This is a genomic window from Gordonia sp. Z-3, assembly GCF_036233855.1.
GTDB lineage: Bacteria > Actinomycetota > Actinomycetes > Mycobacteriales > Mycobacteriaceae > Gordonia > Gordonia tangerina.
The window spans coordinates 1-23443 of the sequence record NZ_JAZARS010000009.1; the positions used below are offsets into that span (position 1 = coordinate 1).

Annotated in this window: 21 protein-coding genes and 1 riboswitch; of the genes, 14 read left to right on the forward strand and 7 right to left on the reverse strand. The window is 66.2% G+C overall.

Annotation, left to right across the window (positions count from 1 at the left end; translation table 11 throughout):
* Window positions 1-790: IS1634 family transposase (locus VX037_RS11950; protein ID WP_442903667.1), on the reverse strand; the 790-nt coding region annotated here is incomplete at its 3' end.
* Window positions 791-908: 118 nt separating this feature from the next.
* Window positions 909-1847, reverse strand: coding sequence for a LysR family transcriptional regulator (locus tag VX037_RS11955; RefSeq protein ID WP_328714399.1), 939 nt, complete (start codon window positions 1845-1847; stop codon window positions 909-911).
* Window positions 1848-1983: 136 nt separating this feature from the next.
* Here VX037_RS11955 and VX037_RS11960 point away from each other — a divergent pair, with 136 nt between their 5' ends.
* The 4 genes from VX037_RS11960 (at window position 1984) to VX037_RS11975 (ending at window position 8103) form a co-directional block, all read left to right on the forward strand.
* Entirely contained in the window at window positions 1984-3789 is a 1806-nt protein-coding gene (locus VX037_RS11960) for an acyclic terpene utilization AtuA family protein (protein ID WP_328714401.1), read from the forward strand.
* Window positions 3786-5285, forward strand: a complete 1500-nt coding sequence (locus VX037_RS11965; protein WP_328714403.1) for a CoA transferase — start codon at window positions 3786-3788, stop codon at window positions 5283-5285. The genes VX037_RS11960 and VX037_RS11965 overlap by 4 nt, the downstream gene beginning before the upstream one ends.
* Before the next feature lie 99 nt (window positions 5286-5384).
* Window positions 5385-6791: a phosphotransferase family protein gene (locus VX037_RS11970; RefSeq protein ID WP_442903668.1), complete on the forward strand. Its 1407-nt coding sequence runs from the start codon at window positions 5385-5387 to the stop codon at window positions 6789-6791.
* A gap of 34 nt (window positions 6792-6825) precedes the next feature.
* Window positions 6826-8103 (forward strand): acyl-CoA dehydrogenase family protein, encoded by a 1278-nt coding sequence (locus VX037_RS11975; RefSeq protein WP_235726019.1) that lies wholly within the window; start codon window positions 6826-6828, stop codon window positions 8101-8103.
* Between the two features lie 85 nt (window positions 8104-8188).
* Here VX037_RS11975 and VX037_RS11980 read toward each other — a convergent pair whose 3' ends face one another.
* Entirely contained in the window at window positions 8189-8767 is a 579-nt protein-coding gene (locus tag VX037_RS11980; protein WP_328714407.1) for a hypothetical protein, read from the reverse strand.
* 169 nt (window positions 8768-8936) lie between these two features.
* Here VX037_RS11980 and VX037_RS11985 point away from each other — a divergent pair, with 169 nt between their 5' ends.
* From VX037_RS11985 to VX037_RS12000, 4 genes are all read left to right on the forward strand, one after another.
* Complete coding sequence (locus VX037_RS11985) at window positions 8937-10103, forward strand: sensor histidine kinase (protein WP_328714409.1); 1167 nt, start codon at window positions 8937-8939, stop codon at window positions 10101-10103.
* Window positions 10103-10801, forward strand: coding sequence for a response regulator transcription factor (locus VX037_RS11990; RefSeq protein WP_328714411.1), 699 nt, complete (start codon window positions 10103-10105; stop codon window positions 10799-10801). Before VX037_RS11985 ends, VX037_RS11990 begins: the two co-directional genes overlap by 1 nt.
* A gap of 110 nt (window positions 10802-10911) precedes the next feature.
* Window positions 10912-11313 (forward strand): hypothetical protein, encoded by a 402-nt coding sequence (locus VX037_RS11995; protein ID WP_328714412.1) that lies wholly within the window; start codon window positions 10912-10914, stop codon window positions 11311-11313.
* A gap of 5 nt (window positions 11314-11318) precedes the next feature.
* Entirely contained in the window at window positions 11319-11738 is a 420-nt protein-coding gene (locus VX037_RS12000) for a MaoC family dehydratase (protein WP_287015512.1), read from the forward strand.
* Here VX037_RS12000 and VX037_RS12005 read toward each other — a convergent pair.
* A complete protein-coding gene (locus tag VX037_RS12005) occupies window positions 11717-12199 on the reverse strand; it encodes an SRPBCC family protein (RefSeq protein WP_235726013.1) in 483 nt (160 codons plus the stop codon). The genes VX037_RS12000 and VX037_RS12005 overlap by 22 nt on opposite strands.
* 34 nt (window positions 12200-12233) lie before the next feature.
* The gene (locus VX037_RS12010; RefSeq protein ID WP_235726012.1) at window positions 12234-12548 is read right to left on the reverse strand and encodes a DMT family transporter; all 315 of its coding nucleotides are present in this window, start codon (window positions 12546-12548) and stop codon (window positions 12234-12236) included.
* A 15-nt stretch (window positions 12549-12563) separates the two neighbouring features.
* A riboswitch (guanidine-III (ykkC-III) riboswitch) is annotated at window positions 12564-12627 on the reverse strand.
* A gap of 134 nt (window positions 12628-12761) precedes the next feature.
* On the opposite strand from VX037_RS12010, the gene VX037_RS12015 reads away from it, so the two are divergent.
* Window positions 12762-13613: an oxygenase MpaB family protein gene (locus tag VX037_RS12015; RefSeq protein WP_328714413.1), complete on the forward strand. Its 852-nt coding sequence runs from the start codon at window positions 12762-12764 to the stop codon at window positions 13611-13613.
* A 6-nt stretch (window positions 13614-13619) separates the two neighbouring features.
* Here the strand turns inward: VX037_RS12015 and VX037_RS12020 are convergent, their stop codons facing one another.
* Together VX037_RS12020 and VX037_RS12025 are read right to left on the reverse strand one after the other, a co-directional pair.
* Window positions 13620-15110, reverse strand: a complete 1491-nt coding sequence (locus tag VX037_RS12020; RefSeq protein WP_328714415.1) for a cryptochrome/photolyase family protein — start codon at window positions 15108-15110, stop codon at window positions 13620-13622.
* A 149-nt stretch (window positions 15111-15259) separates the two neighbouring features.
* The gene (locus VX037_RS12025) at window positions 15260-16375 is read right to left on the reverse strand and encodes an alpha/beta hydrolase (RefSeq protein ID WP_235726009.1); all 1116 of its coding nucleotides are present in this window, start codon (window positions 16373-16375) and stop codon (window positions 15260-15262) included.
* A gap of 202 nt (window positions 16376-16577) precedes the next feature.
* Here VX037_RS12025 and VX037_RS12030 point away from each other — a divergent pair, with 202 nt between their 5' ends.
* The 5 genes from VX037_RS12030 (at window position 16578) to VX037_RS12050 (ending at window position 23333) form a co-directional block, all read left to right on the forward strand.
* Entirely contained in the window at window positions 16578-16964 is a 387-nt protein-coding gene (locus VX037_RS12030) for a TA system antitoxin ParD family protein (protein WP_328714416.1), read from the forward strand.
* The gene (locus VX037_RS12035) at window positions 16961-17533 is read left to right on the forward strand and encodes a zeta toxin family protein (protein ID WP_266063324.1); all 573 of its coding nucleotides are present in this window, start codon (window positions 16961-16963) and stop codon (window positions 17531-17533) included. Before VX037_RS12030 ends, VX037_RS12035 begins: the two co-directional genes overlap by 4 nt.
* A 132-nt stretch (window positions 17534-17665) precedes the next feature.
* On the forward strand, window positions 17666-19129 hold the full coding sequence (locus VX037_RS12040) for a DUF3375 domain-containing protein (RefSeq protein ID WP_328714418.1): 1464 nt from the start codon (window positions 17666-17668) through the stop codon (window positions 19127-19129).
* Window positions 19126-19977 carry a DUF4194 domain-containing protein gene (locus VX037_RS12045; protein WP_328714420.1) on the forward strand — a complete coding sequence of 284 codons (852 nt, stop codon included), beginning with the start codon at window positions 19126-19128 and terminating at the stop codon, window positions 19975-19977. The genes VX037_RS12040 and VX037_RS12045 overlap by 4 nt, the downstream gene beginning before the upstream one ends.
* Window positions 19974-23333 carry an ATP-binding protein gene (locus tag VX037_RS12050; protein WP_328714423.1) on the forward strand — a complete coding sequence of 1120 codons (3360 nt, stop codon included), beginning with the start codon at window positions 19974-19976 and terminating at the stop codon, window positions 23331-23333. The genes VX037_RS12045 and VX037_RS12050 overlap by 4 nt, the downstream gene beginning before the upstream one ends.
* Window positions 23334-23443: the final 110 nt, after the last annotated feature.

The following is a 23443-nucleotide window of genomic DNA, read 5'->3' on the forward strand; positions in this document are numbered from 1 at the left end:
GCATGCCGGCATCGGCGACGACGACCATGTCGGTGATCTCGTGGCGTTCGACGAAACCGGTGATGACCGGAATCAGCATCTTGGTCTCCGCTCTATTGCCTTCGAAGACATGGATGTCGAGTGGGAATCCGTTGCGCGCCACCAACAAACCGACCGTGATCTGTGGGTCGACGCGGCGTTCTTTGCTCATCCCGACCTTGCGTAGCTGGTCTTCGTCCTCGGCTTCGAAATACAACGTGGTCAAGTCGTAGAGCACCAGCGCCACACCGGGTCCCTGCGCGGTGACGTGATCGAGGCAGGCTCTCGATAATTGGCGGCGGTAGTCGCGGTCGACACATCGGGCCAACGCGCGTTTGATGCTCGACAGGTGCGGCGCATCGATGCCGATGTCGTCGAGCACGCGCAGGGTGTCGAGTTTGCTGGTCGGCTCGACCAGCCGCGCGCACACCAACGCGGCGAAGGTGTCATCGCCGAGCACACCGAAGCCCAGCCGCCGATACGAGCTGGTCAAAGTGGTCCACAACAGTTCGCTGGAATAGCGGGTGATCACCGCCTCGCCCGCGGCCCGCACCTGTTCTGCCCCCGATAATTGCAGGTCAAGGTGTTGCTGGCCGGCGTCGATCTTGCCTTTGGCCACCGCGATCATCGCCGCCAACTCCGCCTCGGTATGCGCGGAACCGATATGTTCCACGATCCGCCGGTGACCCTGCACGGTCTCGGCGATCTGCACCGCGGTCGCCCCCGACGCGGTCCTCACCTTCCGGACATACGGGCTCCCAACCGACCATATCCGCCACAATTAGTGCTCGAGATTCGAGGCCACCAACGCCCTGACCAGCACCAACAATCAACCGAACCCCGAAAATCCGGTCGGGAGGTCCAACTCAGGCCTGAGCTGGTGCCCCGTCTCAGCGCACCGCAGGCGGCGCCATCCCGGATGCGGCCGCCTGGAGATCCAGTGCCTCGGCGGTCGTGACGAGATCGGCCACCAGACGTTCTGCTCCCGCGCGATTGGACCGCCAGGCCGCAACCGTGGTGATCGCCGCGCGCAGCCCGTCGATCGGCAGAATGGCAACAGGCTCACCGTAGAAGAGCCGGTTGGCCATGCCATTGCCCAACCCGACCAAGGTGAATGCCTGACCGCTCGCGACCAGGTGCGCCAGTCCGGCAAAGTTGTCCCCGGTCAAGGTGATCCGCTTGCGAATCCCGTGGCGGTCGAGCAGATCATCGAGGTTGCGATAGATCTCCGGCGCGGAGTCGTGGTTGATCGAGGCGAACGGGATGTCGGTCAGGTCGGCCAGCGTGATCGAGGTACGGCCGGCGGAGATGAGATCGGAACCGACGGCGACACCCACCGGCTGCCGCTCGAGAAATCTGCTGTCCACCTCGGCACCACCGACCGGGCCGTGCACGAGCGCGAGATCGACCTGACCAGCGCGCAGATCCCGCAGCAGGGGCTCGGTACTGGCCGGGTACAGGCGCGGGACGATGTCTGGATGGGCCGCGGCGAGATCGGCCAGAAAGGTGTCCCGCACCGTCGCCGACACCTCGGGGGCGATGCCGATCACCGCTTGTCGCGGCGTCGTCGCGTCCGCCTCACGCACGACGTCGGCCAGGCCGTCGACCCGCTCGAGCACATCGAGTGCCCGCGGCAGCAGCGCCGCGCCCGCTCGGGTCAGTTCGATGTGATGGTGCGCTCGGACGAACAACGCCGCACCGAACTCGCGCTCGAGGTCCTTGATCCGCCGGCTCAGCGGCGATGCCGCCATGTGCAGCCGCGCCGCCGCCCGGGTGAAATTGCGTTCTTCGGCGACCGCGACGAAGTAGCGCAGTCCGATCAGGTCCACACCGCATACCTTATCGACGCCGCCGGGGCCATGACCGATCCGGTCACACGCCACTGTCCACATTGATGATGGTGATCGACACCTCGATCGACCTAGCGTGGCAAGCAGGCACACACAACGAGAAAGAGGGCCGAACATGACACGCGAGCCGATTCGGGTCGCGAACTTCTCCGGATACTTCGGAGACCGGCGTAGCGCCGTCGACGAGGCGATGGCGGGCGATCGGTTCGACGTACTGGTCGGTGACTACCTCGCCGAGATCACGCTGGCCGCGCTGTCGGCGGCCTACCAGCGCGACCCCCGCCGCGGCTACGTCGACTACTTCGTCGACCAGGTACGCCCACACCTGGCGGCGATCGCCGACCGCGGGATCAAAGTGGTGACCAACGCCGGCGGGTTCCATCCCGCGGGCCTCGCGGCCGCGCTGCGCGACGAGATCGCCGCCGCAGGGGTCGAACTGCGGGTGGCTCACGTCGACGGGGACAACATCCTCGACGAATTGCCGCGGCTGCGGCGCGACGGGCACCGGTTCGACAATCTCGATGGCGGCGCACCGCTGGCCGACTGGGCGGCCACCCCGTTCGCCGCCAACGCCTACCTCGGCGGTTGGGGAGTGGCCGCAGCGCTCGACTCCGGCGCTGACATCGTGGTCTGTGGTCGTGTGACCGACGCATCGCTGACCGTGGGTCCGGCCGCGTGGTGGCACGGGTGGCATACGTCGGACTTCGACGCATTGGCGGGCGCGGTCGTGGCCGGACACATCATCGAATGCGGCCCGCACGCCGTCGGCGGCAACTTCTCCGGATTCCTCGACATCCCACACCGCACCGTGCCGGGCTTTCCCATCGCCGAGATCGCCGCGGACGGCAGTTGTGTCGTGACCAAACACGCACGCGACGGCGGGGCGGTCACCCGCGACACGGTGACCGCGCAGATCATGTACGAGATCCAGGGGCCGGTGTATCTCAATCCTGACGTCACCGTTCGCCTCGACGATCTCCGGGTCCGCGACGTCGGACCCGACCGCGTTGCGGTGTCCGGTGCGCTCGGCGGCCCCCCACCACACACCACGAAGGTCGCGATCTTCGGACCCATCGGATTCTCCGTCGTCAACACCGTGTTCGTGACCTCACCGCATATCGAGGAGAAGATCGCGCTGATCCGCGATCAGCTCATGCCCGGTCTGCCCGACGGCGTGACGCTGGACCTGGCGCCCATCGGCACTCCGGCAGCCGACCCGGAGTCGCAGTGGGCGGCCACCGTGGCGCTTCGCGTGATGGCCACCGCGCCGACCGCCGACGCCCTCGCCGAGGCCGATCTGGCCCGCCGTCTGGGGAGCCTCTATCTGCAGGGCATCCCCGGCTACTATCACGACGGCGCGGCCGGTCTGCATTCGAGCCCTCGACCTCGCATCGACTACTGGCCGGGCCTGCTCCCGTTGACAGTTCTCGATCATCGCGCCGTTCTCGACGACGGTCGGAGGGTCGCGGCCGCGATTCCGCCGACCACCGACGTGGTGGCGCAGCCCGTTCACCCCGAACCCCGGGAGGCGCCGCTCCCGGATCGGGTCACCCGCGCCCCTCTGGGACTGGTGGCGCACGCCCGAAGCGGCGACAAGGGCGGCAACAGCAATGTCGGCATCTGGACGCGTGATCCGCGGGTGTGGTTGTGGCTGAGAGGCTTTCTGAGCAGCGATGAGCTTCGCAGGCTGCTTCCCGAGGCCAAGGACCTCGACGTGGACCGCCACGAGTTCCCGGAACTGCAAGCGGTGCATTTCGTGATCCGAGGGCTGTTGGGTACCGGCGGGTCGTCGAACACACGCGTCGACCAGGTCGGCAAGGCCATCGGGGAGTACCTGCGCTCACGCCAGGTGTTGATCCCCGACGACCTGCTCGCCGATGATGACTCCGACCGCGTCCCGACGACCGAGGAGCAGCGTTGACCAGCCTGACCGATCGGCTCCGCACCGCCGCCGAGAACCCTGCCACTGACGACACTTTCGATCCGCGGACCGAACTCGAGGATGTGCTCGGCTCCATCGGTATGCGCGCCACCGACACCGGGGGCACCATCAGGTTCCTAGGAGCCGATCCCGTGGTGCCCAGTACGTTACGTCTGGGTGGTGCGGCGGCGATCGCACTGGCCGCGAAGTCGGCTGCGATCGCCAAACTATGGCAGGTTCGCGGTGGTGACGGGCAGGACATCACCGTCGATCTGCGCAGTGCCCCGCATCGCCTGTGCCCCTTCTACGATCGTCGCTGGGAACTGGTCAACGGTTATCCTGCAGGCACCCCGTCGAACCCCTCGAATGCCTTGGGATTCCGCTTCTATCGGACCGCCGACGACCGCTGGATGATGCCGCTCAACCCCTATCCCAAGATCAAGGTGGCAGCGCAGAAGCTGCTCGGTGTGCCGGACGACGAGGAAGCCGTCGCCGAGGCGATAGCGTCCTGGAAGGGAATCGAACTCGAGGCAGCCGGCGCCGACGCGGGCGTGGTGATGCCGATGTTGCGCACGGTCCCCGACATCCTGGACGAGCCGCATTTCCGTGACGTTCTCGCCGACATGCCGCTCGTGGAGGTCACCAAGATCTCCGATGGAGACCCGGTCGCCGTCCCGGCCGGCGCCACCGGGCCACTGGACGGCCTGCGCGCCCTGGGCATGGGCCATGTGATCGCCGGCGCCGGAGTCGGACGGGCCTTGGCCCTGCACGGAGCCGACGTGCTCAACGTGTGGCGCCCCAATGAACTCGAGCACGACGCAACCTACGTCAGCGCCAACGTCGGAGTGCGCTCCACGCTGCTGAATCCTTACAAAGGCGAAGGAGCGCAACGCCTTCGCCATCTCCTCGCCGATGCTGACATCTTCTACGCCAACCGGCGACCGGGCTATCTCGACGGGATCGGGCTGTCGGCGGCCGACGTGGCCGCCGGTCACCGCGGCATCGTCTACGCGACAGCCTCACTCAACGGTGAGACGGGGCCGTGGTCGTCCTGGGTGGGCTTCGACCAAACTGCCGGAAGCCTGGCCGGGATGATGTTGTACGAAGGCGGAGGCGACCGTCCGGCGCTCCCCCCGATCCTGGTCGTCAACGACTACATCGTGTCGTGGTTGATGACCGCGGGGATCGTGGAGGCGCTGTCTCGACGCGCACAGGAGGGCGGGAGCTATCGCGTGCACGTGTCGCTGACCCGGGCCGCGCTGTGGATCGTGGGCATGGGCGTGTTCGACCGCGAGTACGCCCATCAGGTGGCGGGGCGCTCCGGCGACGACGACCGTCACGTCTACCTCGATCCGGAAGTGTTCACGGCCGATACGCCGCTCGGGCGCTACCAAGGCGTCACCGACCAGGTGCAGATGACACGCACGCCGGGGGAGTACCGCACGATTCTCGTCCCCCGGGGTTCCTCCCGGCCGGAATGGCTTCCGTTCAGTTGATTTTCGAGTAACCGACGGAGCCCTCGGTCGGTTCGGGTAGCGTCGCATCGTCGGACCGCGAAGGGTGAGGGGGCACGAGCAGTGACCGAGATGAGCATGATGAGGTCGACCGACCCGACCGAGGTGGGCGAGCGTATCGCGGAACGGTTGAGCACCGTGTGGGATCGACCGGTGACGCTGCGGGACGCTCGCGTCGTACCTGCTGGCGCCAGCCGCACCACGTACGCGGTCACGGTCGGGGACGAACGCGGCGACGAAGCAATCATCGTGCGAGCCGCACCGGCCGCAGCGACCGGCGCAGGCGGGTTGCGCAGCGAGGTCGATGTGCTCCGGGCCGCGTACGTCGCCGGTGTACCCGTCCCCGAGGTCCTCGACCTCAGCGACTCCGCCGACGAGCAGAGCGTCCTCGGGTTCCCTTATGCGGTCATGCGTTTCGTCGATGGTGAGTCCATCGCCCGACGAATCCTGCGTGATGACGCCTACGGTTCAGTGCGCGATGACTTCGCGCGACAAGCGGGCACCGTACTCGCCCGCATTCACGCGATGAAGTCGACCTCGACCGGCCTCGACCACATCGGCGACCCGATCGAGGCGCTGCACACCCTGTTCGCTCGTGAGTACGCTCGCGCACCGGCGGGACTCGTGCTCGCCATCGACTGGCTCGATCGCCATCGGCCCGAATCCGCTCCGAGTGACACCGTGGTACACGGCGACTTCCGGCTGGGCAACCTGTTGATCACGCCGGATCGGATCTCGGCCGTACTCGACTGGGAGCTGGCCCATCTCGGGGACCCGATGGAGGATCTCGGCTGGTTGTGCGCCAAGGCCTGGCGGTTCGGTGTACCACGCCCGGTCGCCGGGATGGGTGCGCGCGCAGATCTACTCGACGCCTACGCGCAGGTGGCGGGCTGGCGACCGACGGAGGACGCCCTGCGGTGGTGGGAGCTCTACGCCACGGTGCGGTGGGGCCTCATCTGCGGCTCGCAGGCCAATCGGTATCTCGACGGTACCGAACGTTCGATGGAACTCGCCGCCATCGGACGACGCAGTGCCGAGCAGGAATTCGATGCGTTGCTCACTCTCGGCATCACCACACCTGTCTCGATACCCGACCCGCTGAACACCGAGGAAACCGCGCTTGCTGCCGACGGGGATCCACACACCGCGCCCGCGTTGCTCGATCTGCTCGACGCCGTGTCGGGTTTCCTGACCGACGAGGTCGCCGCCGACAGCGGAATCTCTCCGCAGGTGCGTTTTCGGACCCGGGTGGCGGGTAACGTGCTCGCCACGGTCCGCCGACAGGTACTGCTCGGTGCCCAGCAGGCCGAAGCGAGCCGTCGACGACTGGCCCCACTCGGCGTGCACAGCAGCGCCGAACTCGCCGACGCACTGCGCAGCGGTTCGCTGGCCGCCGGTGACGACAGGATACGAGCCGTGGTCGCCGCCGAGGTGATCGACCGTCTCACGGTCGCCAACCCCAAACATCTCACCCAACCCGATTGCTGACCAACCCGATTGCCGACCGAGAGGCGTTTGACACGTGGACTTCGCACTGCCCGAATCCCTGACGGACTACCTGGCTGAGCTCGATGCGTTCATCGCTGCCGAGATCGTGCCGCTCGAGCAGACCGACGACAACATACGGTTCTTCGACCACCGTCGTGAGGATGCGCGCACCGACTGGGACCGTGGTGGTCTGCCCAGCGCCGAGTGGGAGGCACTGCTGCGGGAGGCACGTCGTCGTGCCGATGCAGCCGGACACTTCCGATATCCGTTCCCGGCCGCGTACGGCGGTCGCGACGGTTCGAATCTGTCGATGGCCGTCATCCGGGAGCACCTGGCGGCCAAGGGGCTCGGCCTGCACTGCGACCTGCAGAACGAACACGCGATCGTGGGCAACAACGTCGGTTTGCTGCTGATGCTCGAGTACGGTTCGCCCGAACAGAAAGAGGAATGGGTCGAGGCGTTGGCGGCCGGAGAGCGGTTTTTCGCCTTCGGTATCACCGAGCCCGAACACGGCTCGGATGCCACTCACATGGAGACCACCGCGGTTCGCGACGGCGATACGTGGGTGATCAACGGAGAGAAGACTTGGAACACCGGCATCCACGTCGCGCATCGCGACATCATCTTCGCCCGAACCAGCGGCGAAGCCGGCGATGCTCGCGGCATCACGGCGTTCCTGGTGGACCCGCAGGCCGCCGGATTCGCTGTCGAAGAGTACCTGTGGACCTTCAACATGCCCACCGATCACGCCCACATCACCTTGCGGGACGTCCGTGTGCCCCACTCGGCGATCATGGGTGAGGAGGGCCGCGGCCTGCAGATCGTCCAGCACTTCTTCAACGAGAACCGAATCCGTCAGGCAGCCTCGAGCCTTGGCGCGGCGCAGTACTGCATCGATCGGGCGGTAGGACACGCCAACGAGCGATCCCCGTTCGGCAAGAAGCTGTCGACCAATCAAGCGATCCAGTTCCCGTTGGTGGAACTGCACACTCGTGCGGCGATGCTGCGATCGTTGATCCGGGAGACAGCATGGAGGATGGACACCTACGGTCCGTTCGCGGCCTCTCAGGAGGTCTCCATGTGCAACTACCAGGCCAACCGACTCTGTTGCGACGCCGCCGATCAGGCGATGCAGGTCTTCGGCGGTCGAGGCTACTCGCGCCATGAGCCGTTCGAGCACATCTACCGGCACCATCGTCGTTACCGGATCACCGAGGGCGCCGACGAGATCCAGATGCGCCGGATCGCCGGGTATCTCTTCGGCTTCATGTCTGCGGGGGCACCGAAGGGGGTCGCCACCACGTCCGGCTAGGGCCGGCAGCTGCCGGAGGCCGACGCCGGGTCGTCGGCCACCTGGGGATACTCATCGGCCCCCGTCGGGATGTCCGGTCCAGCCCTCACGCCCCGGCCGCATGCGGTACCGGAGAAAGCACCGGACGACGGTTCGCCGACCGCGCTGCGGCCCGAGGTATGACCCGCACGTGATCTCGACCGTCCGTGGCGAAGAGTGAGACTCCATCGGGTAGCGCGCGAGCCATACGACGCACCTGCGGTGTGGGATGGTCGTGGCCCATACCCACCACCACGGCAGTTGCGCGCACGCGCGCGGCGACCTCGGCGAGCCCGTGGACCGGGTCGGCGACCACGGCCTCGGTCGTCACCGTCGCCGACGTTCGGCCCAGCACCACTTCCTTTGCCTCGCGAAGCTTCTCATCCAGAATCGCCCGTTCCGACAGCAGGTATGAATCGGCGCGCAGCGCGTCGTAGCCGAAAGTATCCGACCTCGGCGGTCGTGGACGGGTGGTGGCCATCGCCAGTACGATCCGACTACGTCGGTCGAGAGCGGCGGCCGCAGTGATTGCCGCGGTCCACGATCTCTGCGTATCGCTGAATCCGACCACCACAATTCCCTGCGGGAGAACAGGAGTGGTCTCGGTCAACCATCGGTTCAGGTAGTCGCGGGCGCACATGGACATTGCTCTCACCTCGGGTCTGGGGTTGGGTCGCTGCCGGTACCGATGACGCTAGGCGGCAGCCGATCGCCGATCTGCATCCCGAAGTCGGAACCGTTCTCCACCCGAGGGTGGAGTCGGTTTCCACCCAGAATGCGATGCCCCCGGCCGCCGACCGCTTATCCTTGTGGCGGTGAGGTCATCGATCAGGTGGATACGCAGCCGACTGGAGTTGGCCGGCGAGGGATACCCGCCGCTCTTCACCGCGGTGACGCTGCTCGGTTCGTTCACGATCATCATCGGTGCCACCGCGCAGCGTGTGCCGATCGATCCTCCTTGGTGGGCCCTGATGGGTGCGGGCGTCGCCCTGATATCGCTCCTGCTCGACCTGTGGTTGCAGAGCAAACTGCCGTGCAACATCTTGGCGGCCGTGTCGACCGGGCTGATGCTGATGGACCCGGTGTCACTGGACATCGCGCCGCTGTTTCTGGCCTTGACCACGGCGATCGCCGCCGCGATGGAGTCGTTGCGCGCGAGCGTCGCGGTCCTGGCGCTGTCGATCACCGTGATCGTCATCGCGGGAGTCACCGATCATTTGCAGTCACCCGCCGCGTACCTGCTCGCGATCCTGTGCGGATGGCTGGTCGGATACATGATGCTGTATCAGAAACTGTTGTCGGAGAACGAGGTGCGCGCCCAACGCGTGCGAGCCGATCGCGCGGCCGGCGACGAGCGCCGGCGGATCGCCCGCGAGGTCCATGACGTCATCGCACATTCGTTGTCGATCACCATGCTCAACGTCACCGGCGCGCGGCGCGCCCTGCAGGACGGTGATCGCGCCGACGCGCTCGAGGCCCTCGAGGACGCCGAGCGACTCGGCCGCCAGGCGATGACCGAGATCCGATTCATCGTCAAGGTCCTCGGCACCGACGGCGCCGAAGCCGCGCCCACCCCGGGCGCCTGCGATGTGGAGCATCTGATCGACGAATACCGGAAGGCCGGTCTGACAGTGTCCGTCGATCGCAGCGGTGACCTCACCGCCGTCCCCGGCCCAATTGGCTCGGCTCTCTACCGGATCACCCAGGAATCACTCGCGAACGTGGTGAAACACGCTTCCACGCCGTCGGCGTCGATCACACTGCGCGCCGACGACCAGGTGTCACTGTGCGTGCGCAACCCCTATGCGCCGGGCGCGCGGCCCGGAACCGACGGATCGGGGATCGAAGGGATGAAGCAGCGGGCGCGATTGTTGGGCGGCGCGGTGGATGTCCGCCCGGACGCCGATGAATGGGTGGTACGCGCGGTCTTCCCGACGGCCGCTTCTCCCGAATCGGCGGCGGTCGAGCGGACGGCGGTCTGATGTCATCGACGCATCCCGTCGCGGTCGACGCCGACCCGATCCGCGTTCTGCTCGTCGACGACCAGGAACTGGTTCGTACCGGCCTGCGCCGAATACTTCGAGCCCGTGACGGGTTCGACATCGTCGGGGAGTGCGGTGACGGCAGCGAGGTGGTCACCAGCGTCTCCGCCTGTACCCCCGACATCATCCTGATGGATCTGCGGATGCGCCACGTCGACGGCATCACCGCCACCGCGGCGGTCCGGCGCATGGCCGCACCGCCGCCGGTGCTGGTCTTGACCACCTTCGACGACGACCAACTCCTCTCGGGGGCCCTGCGCGCCGGGGCGGCGGGCTTCATCCTCAAGGATTCGCCTGCGGAGTCGCTGATCTGGGCCGTGCGCGCTGTCGTCGCCGACGGCGCTTTTCTCGATCCTGCGGTGACTGCTCGTGTCCTGCATGGGTTTCGACGTTCTGCTCCCGACCACGGGCGGTCCCCGCGCCACCGACTCACCGACCGCGAGCTCGAGGTGTTGAAGCTGATGGCACGCGGACACACGAACGGCGAGATCGGCGCCCGCCTGTTCATCTCCGAGGTCACGGTCAAGAGTCACGTCAACCACATCTTCACCAAACTCGATCTGCGCGACCGTGCCGCCGCGATCGTCTACGCCTTCGACCATTCACTGGTGGTCCCGAACGGCCCCGACGAGGGGTGACCCACCCTCGTCCCCAGCCATCAGCCATCAGCCCAGCCACAACATCGGCGACGGGGACATTCGCCGGCAACGCACCTGGTGCCGCGCATTCGGATTCGCTAGCGTTAAGCATGGCCACGAAGCTGGTCGAGGGAATGGTCTTCCGGACACCGGTAGCGGTGGCCGTCGATGACGCCCTGATCGCTTCTTTTGCCGAGGTGGTGGACGTTTCGGAGGCCGAGACCCCCGTGTCCGTCGTCTTCCGAGTGAGCGTCGAACTCGCCCACCAGGCCATGGATGCCGGAGTGGTCCCGCGCGATGGCATCGTGCACACATCCGAGGCGCTGCATGTGCGTCGACCGCCTCGGCGCGGGGATCTGCTCACCGGCCTGCTCACCGTCACGAGCGTGCGACATCGCGCCGGCGCAACCCAACTCACGGTCCGCAGCGACATCCATGCCGCCGACGAGACCCTGCCGATCGCCGACAGCACTTCCACGCTGGTCTTTCGATCAGAAGAGGCCGACGGATGAGTCACGTGGCGTCTCACACCGACCTCGACGCCCCGCTGTGGGACGCCGAGGAGCACCTCACACTTGACCGTGTCCGACGCTACGCCGCGGCATCGGGTGACGACAACGCCATCCACATCGAACCGGCCGCCGCGCGCGCAGCCGGACTCGATGCGCCGGTGGCACATGGACTGCTGCTGGTTGCCATTGTGCTGAAGTATGCCCAGCGGTGGGCTCGCGATCACCGGGCGATGATCACCGGTTGCGAGACGCGGTTCGTCCGGCCGGTGTGTGTCGGCGACGAACCGACCGTGCTCCATGTGACCGGACGTCTCGTGTCGACCGGCCACATCGCAGCAGCCGTCTGGGTTCTCGACCCCGACGGGAGCACGCACCGTGCGGTGATCCGGCCCATCCGGATCAGTTACGCGTCTGCAGCCGACTGACCCGAGGAGGCGGTCGCACCGACCAGTTCCGCTGCGCGTCGCAGGTCGCTGCGCAGCGCCGGCGGCGTCAGCAGGCGCAGCATCGGCAGCAGCGGCGCGAGGAACACCGGGACGGTCAGATGGGCGAGTGCGCGGACATCTGTGCCGGGCCGGGAGGTCTCGCAGAACTCCAGAGACAGATGGGCGTCGACCGTATGCCAGGCACCGATCTCCGCCCAACGTCGACCCGCCACGCACTCGGTGACCTCCAGTCGCGGGGCGACCCAGGGGGCAACGGTGACATCGGTCCAACTGGTTCCGACGTCACCGGCCCGGCCACTCGGCGTCGTCAGGTTGTTCACAGCACGCAGACTCGACTGCCAGTCCGGGCGGTTCTCCGGGTCGCTGAGGTAATCGAAAACCGCCTCACACGGGGCGTGGAAGGACACCGACACGTCGGCGATCAACACTCGAACACTCACGAATGCACGTCCTTTCGCGGTCCAGCCCGATTCATCAGTGTGCCAACTTCAACCCGACCACCGATGCGACGATCGTCAGGATGAGGCCCACTTTGAGCCATGAAGCCGCCTCGGCGCCGGTGACCATCGCGATGACGACGGTCAGCGAGGCACCGATACCCACCCACACCGCATATGCGGTGCCGGTCGGCAGATCGCGCATCGCATACGCCAGACCCGCCATCGAAACGACCAGTGCCATAAAGAAAATGATCGTGGGCGTCGGTTTGCTGAATCCTTCCGACCGACCGAGTGCGGTGGCCCAGACGGCCTCCAGCACACCAGACAACACCAATATCAGCCATGACATCGACTTCCGGACCTCCAGGCGCCGTCTTGTCGCTGTCCGGGTACGGCGCACCTCGTCCGGTTGTCATCATCGACATACCCGAGTGTACCGCCGCCCATCTGCCGCCAGGTGGTGGTTTTCGCCACCATGGCGGTTCTCATCACCGCGTGTGGCTCGACTCCGGCATGCTCAGGCGCTATTCTGAACACAGACGTAGTCAGATAGGGTATGGCAATGACCAGTACACAGCGCATGTCACGCGCCGAGATGGACCAGATGGACAGCAGCATGTTCGCACGGTCGCTGCTGTCGATGGGGCAGACGATGAGCACCGCCAACGTGATCATGCAGTTGGCCAACCCCGCGGTCGGATACGGCGTGGCACACAGCACCGTCAAGAGCGGTCGTCTCGACCGACATCCGATCAAACGAGCTCGCACCACCGCGTCCTACCTCGCGGTGGCCGCGATGGGCACTGCAGAGGATCGACGTCGCTATCGCCAGGCCGTCAATCGGCAGCACGCCCAGGTTCGCTCGCACGGGGACAGTCCGGTCGAGTACAACGCCATGAATCCCGAACTGCAGCTGTGGGTTGCGGCCTGTCTTTACTACGGTTGGGAAGACATTTACGAGCGCGTGCACGGACCATTGACCGGTGTCGAGCGCGACACCTTCTACCGTCAGGGCATGGTCGTCGGCACCACCCTGCAGATGCCGGCCGAGATGTGGCCCGCCGACCGCGAGCAGTTCCAGGTGTACTGGGATCGGCAGGTCGAGGACATCGAGATCGGCGACGAGGTCCGTGAGTTTCTGCTCGACATCGCCCATTTCGGCTATGCGCACCCGTGGATCCAGCGGCGCTACGGGCCGACGAAGTATCGGCGCACGATCGGCTACCTGCCCGAACGTTTCCGGACGGCACTCCGGGTCTCCTGGTCCGCAACCGACCAACAGTGGTTCGATTCCTATGTCGATCGTCAGGTGCAGCGCGAACGACGCAAGCCGTTGTGGCTGTCGCAACTGATGTTCCGTGCGCTGCTGTGGGATGTGCGGTTGCGCAACCGCTTCGGGCGACCGCTGGTGTGAGAGAACTCAGAACGAATCCCGATGTCGCTCCTGCTCGAGTAATGCATCGAGATCGTCGAGGCGTCCCATCGAGGCCACGGCACGTGCGGTGCGATGATTGGACCGCAGCATCTCCCGGTGGCGATGGGTGAACGCCCAGTAGCCGGCGGTGAAGGGGCAGGCCTTCTCGCCGACTCGCGTCCTGGGGTCGAAAGCACAGTCGGCGCAGAGATCGGACATCCGGGAGATGTAGGCGCCCCCGGACGTGTATGGCTTGGTGGCCATCAGCCCGCCATCGGCGTGCTGACTCATGCCGATCACGTTCACCGGCATGACCCAGTCGAATCCATCGACGAAGTTGGCGCGAAACCATTCGGTGAGCTCGGCCGGATCGTATCCGCGCTGCAAAGCGTGGCTACCCAGCACCATCAGGCGGGGGATGTGGTGCACCCAACCCCGCTCACGAACTCCGGCCAACGCATCGGACAAACATCGCGCGGTGACCGCGGCGTCGTCGAGTTCACGGAACCAGCGCGGCAACGATCGATGCGCATCCAGGTGATTGCTGGACGGGTAGTCGGATCCAAAGTGCCAGTAGAGGTGCCACACGAACTCGCGCCACCCGAGGATCTGCCGGATGAATCCTTCCGCCGACGCCAGCTCGACGTCGCCGGCCCGGGTGGCGTCCTCCGCGGCGCCGACGACGTCGAGCGGATGGAGTAACGAGAGGTTCAGCGGCACCGACAACAGCGAATGCGACATCGCCCAGTCCTCGCCCATGATGGCGTCCTCCCATCGGCCGAACGTGGCCAGCCGGTGACCGACGAAATGGGCCAGCGCTCGCTGCGCCTCGTCATGGGTGACTGCGAACAGCCGCGGGCCGTCGTCGCCGGTGAACGCCACATCCATGGTGTCGAGGTCGGCACGTACCTGTTCGTCGATGTCATCCTCGGTGGGCCACCACGGATCGTCGATCCCGAGAGTCCGCCGACGCGGCGGCGGCTCGCGGTTGTCGCGATCGAAATTCCATGTGCCGCCGAATGGTTCGTCACCGTCCATCAGCACCTCGAACCGCCGACGCTGGTCTCGGTAGAACTCTTCCATGCGGAATCGTTCGCAATCGCCTGCCCATTGGCGGAAGTCACGGCGGGACAGCGCAAAAGATGGGTTCGGCAGGATCTCCGACACCAGTCCCTCGACCCAGAGTCGGTGCACGAATCGCGCTGCGGCTCGCGAACTCGGTTCATGCACCACCACGGGGCGGCCGAGCGCAGCGAGCGCGTCACGGTAGGTCTCGGCCTGCCAGAGTTGGGCGCGATCACCGAGCTCGTCGGCGAGATGTCGCATCCCGGACAGCAGAACGTGCGCTTTCTGTCGGTGGCCGCCACGACGGCGAAAGGCCGTCGACGACTCGATCAACACCACCTCGCGATCGTCGTGCTCGGCGGCCGAGAAGATGTGTCGGCCGAGTTGATCTCCGAACAGCCACAACGGGTCTGTCGATGCCGCATGCGCCACGTGACCACCTCCTACGACACCGACGCTAATCGATGCGCGGGACGCGATCGCGCACCTCGAGTCCACCGCAACCCGGTTGCGACCTCGGTAACGGGGGCATAACCCCCCCGGGTGACGGTGGTCGGGTATCGCCGACGACCCAGACCGCCTCAGTGGGTTTGTTCGGCGTCGGGGTCGGGGGCGACGTGTGCAGCGGCGAGTTCGTGCAGTGCGCGGAACACTCGTTTGGCCGGTTCGGCCCACGGCATCAGGATCGGGAACACGTGGAACATGCCGAATTCCTCCATCGCGGCAACTCGCACGCCCGCCTTCTCCAAGACGTCGACGAACTCCCGGATGCCGTCGCGGAACATCTCGTCGGCTCCCCAGCACACGAAGGTCGGCGGAAACCACTCCGCGTCGACATCGGCGTAGATGACCGAGACGCGGGAGTCGTTGGGCTGCACACCATGCAGATACGGGGTGACCGGTACATTCCACGGCAGGATGTCGAGCTGCGCGTTCTCGGTGATGGACGGGCGGTCCAGATCGAGATCGACCTCCGGCGAGAACAGCGCGGCCGCCGCCGGCATGGGCATCGAGTGATCGTGCAGGTGAGAGATCAGTGAGGTGGCCAGGCCGCCACCGCCGGAATCGCCGGCCACCACGAGGTGCTCCGGCGCAACCCCGCGGTCGAGCAGGCCACGGTAGACGTCGGCCGCGTCATGTACGCCGGCCGGGAAGGGGAATTCCGGAGCCATCCGATAGTCGGCGATGAATACCTCGAAGCCGGTGTGTCTTACGAGCGCAGCGGCGAACGCGGTATACATGATCGGCGACGTCCCGATGTAGCCGCCACCGTGGAGGTACAGGATGGTGGCGCCGATCGTCTGCTTGTCCTCCTGGTCGTCCACATAGGCGTCCGAGCTGGCCTTGGCGCGACACCAGAGGCCGGGCACTCCGCCGATGGTGTCGGCGGTGATCTCGACGCCGTTGCTCACCGCGACGAACGGCGGCATCACCACTCGGCAGATGTCGTCGAGCACCTTCTCCATGGACCGGAACTCTTCGATCGGCAAACCCATCGAGTAGCCCATGAACGACCGGACGACCTGCCGGGTCACCGACTGCCCGAGGTTGTCCAACAACCCACCGGGCCCCTGCCAGGGTCGTCGCAGCGGTACCCGCGCCAGACCGTTGACCAGACTCTCGGCGAGCCCCACGACCGTCAGGGCCGTGATCGGACCTGCCGCCGTCTGCACCTCGCGACGATCTGCCATCACCATGACGCTCATCGTAGTGAGATCTGTGCGTACCGCAGCGGTGTGCGGGTGCAGCGGCGGTACTCCCGACGCGAGACGTTCGCGGTAGCCATTGGCTACACTTGTTTCATATTGCTACCGCGCGAGGGCGGCTCGGCTCACGAACGGCTCGGCTCACGAACGTCAAAGCCGCGACGGCCCAGCGCAGATACACGGGAGTACACACATGCCTCGCTCCGCCGACAAGGTGACCCGGTTTGACGCCGAGTTGATCGACAGCGCGATCAGCGAGGGCCGCCGACAACAACGAACCGGCAGACAACAGCTCGAACACTGGGCACGGGTCGGACGCGCGGTGACCGCCTACGAGTCGGCTGCACTGAGTAGGGTGCGCGCAGCACTACGCGGGGCGCACCCGGTCGATGACCTCTCGGTCGATGAGGGTCGGGTGTTCAACGCCGAGATCCGGGCGCGGGTCGCCGAAGATCTCGCGAACGCAGACTATCGCGCCACGCAGGTGGCCCGCGGTGTCACGACGGTGGCCCTCGACGATGCCGGCCGCATCGTCAAATACCGTCCGGACGGCAGTGTGCACCACGTGGCCGACGAGTGAGACGTCTCGACCTGGTCATCGGCCCCAACGGGGCGGGTAAATCGACCTTCGTCGAACTCACGCTCGCGCCACTGTTGGCGCGCAGTGTCTTCGTCAATGCCGATCTGATCGCGCGGCAGCGCTGGCCCGGCGACTCCGCGGCGCGATCGTATGAGGCGGCCGAGGTCGCGGCGGCCACTCGCGATCGGTTGATCACCGACGGGCGGTCATTCATCGCCGAGACGGTGTTCTCCCATCCCGCGAAGCTTGATCTCATCGGCCGCGCCCACGCGGCGGGATACGTCGTCGTCCTGCACGTTCTCCTGGTGCCGGAGACCATCTCGGTCCTGCGCGTGCGACATCGGGTCGATGCGGGTGGCCACGCGGTTCCCGAGGACAAGATCCGCGCGCGCCACCGACGGGTGTGGCCGTTGGCCGTTGAGGCCATCGGGTGCACCGACGAGGCGACGGTCTACGACAACGCGAGCGGCGTTGCGCCGGCCATCGTGGCCGAGTTCACCGGCGGCACGCTGGTCGGCGACGCGCGCTGGCCCGACTGGGCACCCGCCATCCTGCGAGACAGCTGGTGACGGTCCGAATGGTCATCGGCACCACACTGACCTCGGCCGATGGCCATACAGCCCCCTGCACCGTGCGAGTGTCGAGCGCGGACGTGGCACACTACCTCGGGTCCTCTTTCCCTGCGACCCGGTGAGGCGGCGATGGACAACTCAGAGCAGCCGACGTTGGCGCAGGCGTGGGACGCCAACCGCTCGATTCAGCGATCGGCGGCGGTGCGACTGTTCTCCGCGACCAACTCGGCGCTGTATGTGACGCTGATGGAACGTCACCTCGACTTCGGCGCCCGACGCACGGAACCCGAACTCACGGTGCGCCTCGAACGCGATCTCGCCGAACTCGGGGTCAGTGATCAGCCCGACGGTCTCGAGCTGATCAAACTGTGGGCCAAACAAGGATGGGTGCACCGGGTCACCGAGCCGGCAGCGGCCACGGGACACAACATCTGCCACCTGACCGCCGAAGCGCGTTCGGTCCTCGACTACATGCGACGCCTGCGGCGAGCCGACAGTGTCGCCACGGGTGGGTCCATCAACGGCATCGCGGCGGGACTACGACGCGTGGCGGGCCAGGTCTCCGACGATCCGGGCCAGATCCGCGAGGAAATCGAACACCAGATCAGTGAACTCGACGCCGAGCTCGCCGACCTCGATGCCGGTCGCCGACGCCGACCCGATCTGCGTAGCGCCGAGGACGAGGCTCGTGCGATCGCCTACCAGATGGAGCAGATCGTCTCCGACATCGGACAGTACGGCGCCATGCTCGACCGCATCACCACCCAACTCCTCGATGACCCGCACGACTCCGACCTGGCCTATCGCGATCGGCAACGCCGGCTGTTCGACGACTACGAGGCCCTGCTCGAGTCGTCGCAGAGCACCTCGTATCACGCGTTCACCCAGATGATCCAGGATCCGACCCAGCGAGAACGACTCGTCACCGATATCTCCACGGTGACCGACCAGCTGCCCGACATCGAACCCGGGCTCCGATCGGTGATGGACAACTTCTTCGAATTGGTGACCCAACAGATGGGGGAGGTCGGCCGGACCCGGCAGCGGTGCGCCCGCCGTATCCGTCGTTTCGTCGCCGCCGGCACGCTGGAGCAGAGCCGTGGCGTCGCCCGACAACTCAACGACGCGCTCGCATCAGCGCATGAGTTGCTCAAGTCATCACTGGCCGACCGCCGCATCGGGTACGAGCTGCCGTTGGCGACACCATCGGTCACCTCGATCGGCCGGCTCGCTTTCGAGATCCGCGATCGGACGCCACCGGCGCAGGCCACCCCGGCCACCGCCGGCGCCGATCTGAGTTCGTTTGCGTCGCTCGCCGGGCAGGTCGACACCGTCGAGCTGACCGAGACCGTCAACGCGGCCCTCGCCGACGGCCCCGCGACACTGTCCGACGTCCTCGCCCGGCTCGACGAACCCTATCTGGCACATGTGATCGTGCTGTGGTCCTGGGCACTGCGTCAGCCCGGCACAGAGGGTTCCGAGTCGACCATCATCCGGTTCCGATCATTGGAAGGCGAGGATCAGGCCATCGAGGTTCCCGCATTGTCGTTCACCGAACCCATCCCCACCGCGGAGGTCGACGCAGCATCGTGAGTAACAGCACCGACATTCGGGACGACCGCGGCGACCAGCGGTCCGAGGAGTACACCGGATTCGACGAATTGCCCGCCGTCGAAAAAGGTCGACCGGACGACACACCCGGCGCCCCGCGTTTCGAAGGCGACGTCAGCGCCCTACCGGACCGGGCCTGCTGGGCGCTGCAGAACCTGCTGACCCGTCGCTACGTGAGCGGCGACCGTCAGCCCCAGCTGTGGGCATGGGTGATCGAATACCAAGACGCACTGCGAGTTCGGCTCTCCGAACTCGACCTGCGGCTACGGGTCGTCGACGAAGTCGAGGTGGCCTTCGTGGAACAGGCCGGTTACGACTCGCGGTGGGGACGAAAAATCCTCAAACGTGAGACCATCCACACCTACGACGCCATCCTCGCGTTGCACCTGGCCAAGTACGTGCGGGCATCCCGCGACGAACATGTACTGATCACCCGGGAGGAGATCCACGAGCTCTTCGCCGGCGTCACCAACACCATCGATCGCGATCTGGCGTTGTTCGACAAGCGGATCGGACGTGCGATCGACAAGCTCGAGGAGATGGACTTCCTGCGCAAGCACCGCGACGACCCGGACACCTTCACGGTGAGCCCGGTCATCTCGGCGGTGATGACCGCGTCGGTGATCACCGACCTGCAGCGGCAGTTCGAACAGTTCATCGGTGCCGGCGAACTCGGCGACGACATCGGCGAATCGCCGGATCAGGCCGATGCGGCCATCCGGAGTGCGTACACCGGCGATGAGAGGGACGTTCACGGCGAGGACATTCACGACGGGGACATTCACGACAGGGACATTCACGACAGGGACGACGAAGGAGACGAGTGGTGAACGGAGCTGTGGACCAGTACCACCTGTCGCGACTACAGCTGATCAACTGGGGGGTGTTCGACGGCTATCACTCGATTCCGTTCAGTGCCGGCGGATCCCTCATCACCGGATCGTCGGGGAGCGGCAAATCCTCACTGCTGGATGCTATTTCATTGGCGTTCCTACCCGATCACCGACGCAACTTCAACGCATCCGGCGATGCGACCGCGGCCGGCTCGTCCAGTGGCCGCCGCACAGTCGGCAAATACATCCGCGGTGCGTGGGGTGAACGCCGCAGCGGCGCCGGCGGGCAGCGCGAGATCATGTACCTGCGTGGCTCGGGACCGGCATGGGCCGCGATCGCGGTGACGTACACCTCGACCTCGGGCGAGGCCATCACCGGCCTGGTCCTGAAATGGCTGGCGGCGGGCAAGATGACCGACGCCTCGAGCACCTACTTCATCCATGACGGCGACATCGACATCGTCGACGTGTGCAACGAGTGGGCCCGGGCCAACCACAATTCCGCCATCTTCCGGGATCTCGGCTGGCGAGGCGGGCCGGGAGAGGGCAAGTACCTGTCCTCGCTCTACTCGCTGATCGGTATCCGCGGTTCGGATGCCGCGCAACAATTGTTGGGAAAGGCCAAATCACTCAAGAGCGTCGGCGGCCTCGCGCAATTCGTGCGGGAATTCATGCTTGACGAACCGAGCAGCATCGTGGGTATCACCGACGCCCTCGAACAGATCGACCCCTTGGTCGAAGCTCGTGAGCTACTCGACGTAGCGCGGCGCAAGCGCACCATCCTCGGCAACATCGAGACCGTGCACGAACGTTACGCCGCCGAATCGGCCACGTTTTCGGTGCTCGACACGATCGACACTGCGTCGGTCCGCGCGTATCTCAACAACCTGCGACGTCGGACCGCGGAGCCCGAGATCTCCGATCTCGACGACCAGATAGCCCGCCTCGACACCGATCTGGCCGCGTTGACCGCGCAACACGATCAGCTCCGCCAGGACCACAGTCATCTGCTGTCGCGGATCGCCACATCGACCGGTGACCTCGCACCGCTACAGGAACAACTGACCACCGCGCAGCGCGCCGGCAACGACGTCGCGGCGCGGCGCAGTTCGTATGACACCAAGGTCTCGGCGCTCGATTTCGACCTCCCCGACGATGCCGAGGAGTTCTGGACGCTGCGCGAGCATCTGATGGAGGAGGCCACCCGGATCGACGGGCAGCTCGACGCCGGCAAGGCTCACTACGCCGATGCCCTGGCACGCGAAGTCGCCGCTCGATCCCAGCGCGACGCCGCCCACGACGAACTGCAACGGGTGGTGCAGGCCGGTTCGGCGCTTCCGCGGGCCGAGCACGAGATGCGCCGGGTGATCGCCCAGGCCCTGCAGGTCGACGAAGCCGAACTCCGTTATGTCGCCGAACTCGTCGAACTCCGACCCGAGCACGAACGCTGGCGGCTGGCGGTCGAGAAGGTGCTGCGCTCGGCCGGGTTACGACTCCTGGTTCCCGCGGAGCATTTCCGAGCCGCGTTGCGTTTCGTCAACACCCACGACATGCGTGGTCGGATCCAGCTGCACCACGCGGAGAATCGCACTGCACCGGCGCCCGAACCCGGCACGCTCGGTGCAACGTTGCGGTCGGTGGACCCGGGCCACCCGTGTGCGGCCGAGGCGATGGCCATCCTCACCCGGCTCGGCAACTACGTGTGTGTCGAGTCGCCGACGGAATTCACCGAGCACGCCAAGGCCGTCACCGACCGCGGTCTGCGCAAGGATTCGGCCAAGCTCGCGGTCAAGGACGACCGGCAGTCGCTGCGTCCGTCCCAGCACATCTTCGTCGGGGACGTCGACGCGAAGATCGCCGCGCTGCAGGCCGAGTTCGACGACGAACAACGCGCGTACAACGCTGCGCGGGAGGCCAGTTCGGCGCTCGACCGCGAACGTACCGAGAAGCAACACCGGCGCGACTCCTACCGCAGGGTGTGCGAACAGTTCACCCAGTGGAGTGAGATCGACACCGACTCGGCCGATGAACGGGTGGAGCAGCTCACCGAACAGTACGAGTTGTTGATGGACGAGCACCCCGATGTGGAAGCCTTGCAGCGCAAGGCCGATGACATCTGGGACCAGGTACGCGGGGCGATCTCGCAGGCGGCGTTGGTGCGCGACAAGATCGCCGGACATGATCGACGGCGCACCCAGCTGCTCGACCTCGTCGACCGGCTCGACATCGAGGACATCTCCACCCAGGCCGAGCAGACGCTGGACGGCTTCCGCGAAGAATCCGGGGCTAGCCTCGATGTGCTGGCGCCGGAGCCGTATCGGCAGGAACTGCTGAAGCTGGTGGCCAAGGACCGCGATCGGATGCGCGCAGACGCGCGACGGTCCCGCGACGAACTGGCCCGCATCCTCGACACCTACGACGAGGAGTTCCCCGACGCGGTCCCGAACGACAGCGACGACTTCGACGAACGCATCCATGATTACGTCGCGGTGAGCCGCCGGATCGACGAGCGTGAACTGCCGGCCGCCTATGAACGGATGCGTCGCCTGATCACCGAACAGGCCCCGGGCGCAATTCTCAACCTGCACATGGCCGCCGACGCCGAGGAGCGTCGCATCGTCGAACAGATCGAGCGTGTCAACACCGGCCTGGGTGCGGTGGCGTTCAACCGCGGGACCCGGCTGCGATTGCACCCGGGACGCAAGCATCTGGCTGCGGTGGCCGATCTCAGCGAGCGGGCCAGGCAGATCTCTCAGCGCACCACTGCGGTGAGTTTCGGCGACGAACAGGCGATCCTGGAGCAGTATGCGGACATACTGCTGCTGCGCGAGCGGCTGGCCGGGGTGACGCCGGAGGATCGTCAGTGGACCCGCGACGCCCTCGACGTGCGCAACCGCTTTGACTTCTACTGCGAGGAACACGACGCGGTGACCGGCGAGACCATCCGCACCTACAGCAACGCGGGCGACAACTCCGGCGGCGAACAGGAGAAGCTGATGGCGTTCTGCCTGGCCGGCGCGCTCAGCTTCAACCTGGCGAGTCCGGACGGTACCGACAACCGCCCGATCTTCGCGCAGCTCATGCTCGACGAGGCGTTCTCGAAGTCCGATCCGCAGTTCGCGCAACAGGCGCTCTCGGCGTTCCGCAAGTTCGGCTTCCAGCTCATCATCGTCGCGACCGTGCAGAACACCAGCACTATCCAGCCGTACATCGACAACGTGGTCATGGTGTCGAAGTCCGAGGTCGGCCAGGAGGGGAGCGCAGACACCCGGCCGGTGGCCACCGCACTGTCGACGACGATCCGGGCATTCTCGGACCTGCGGCGCTCGAGCGGCGGGCAGCTGCCCGTCTGACGTTGGGCCGAACGCTCAGCGTCGAACGGTCCGCCCGGTCTCCAACCACATCGAGAACTGACATCCACGGCGGTCGTAACCGCCGTGGATGTCAGTTCTGCTTGTGGTTC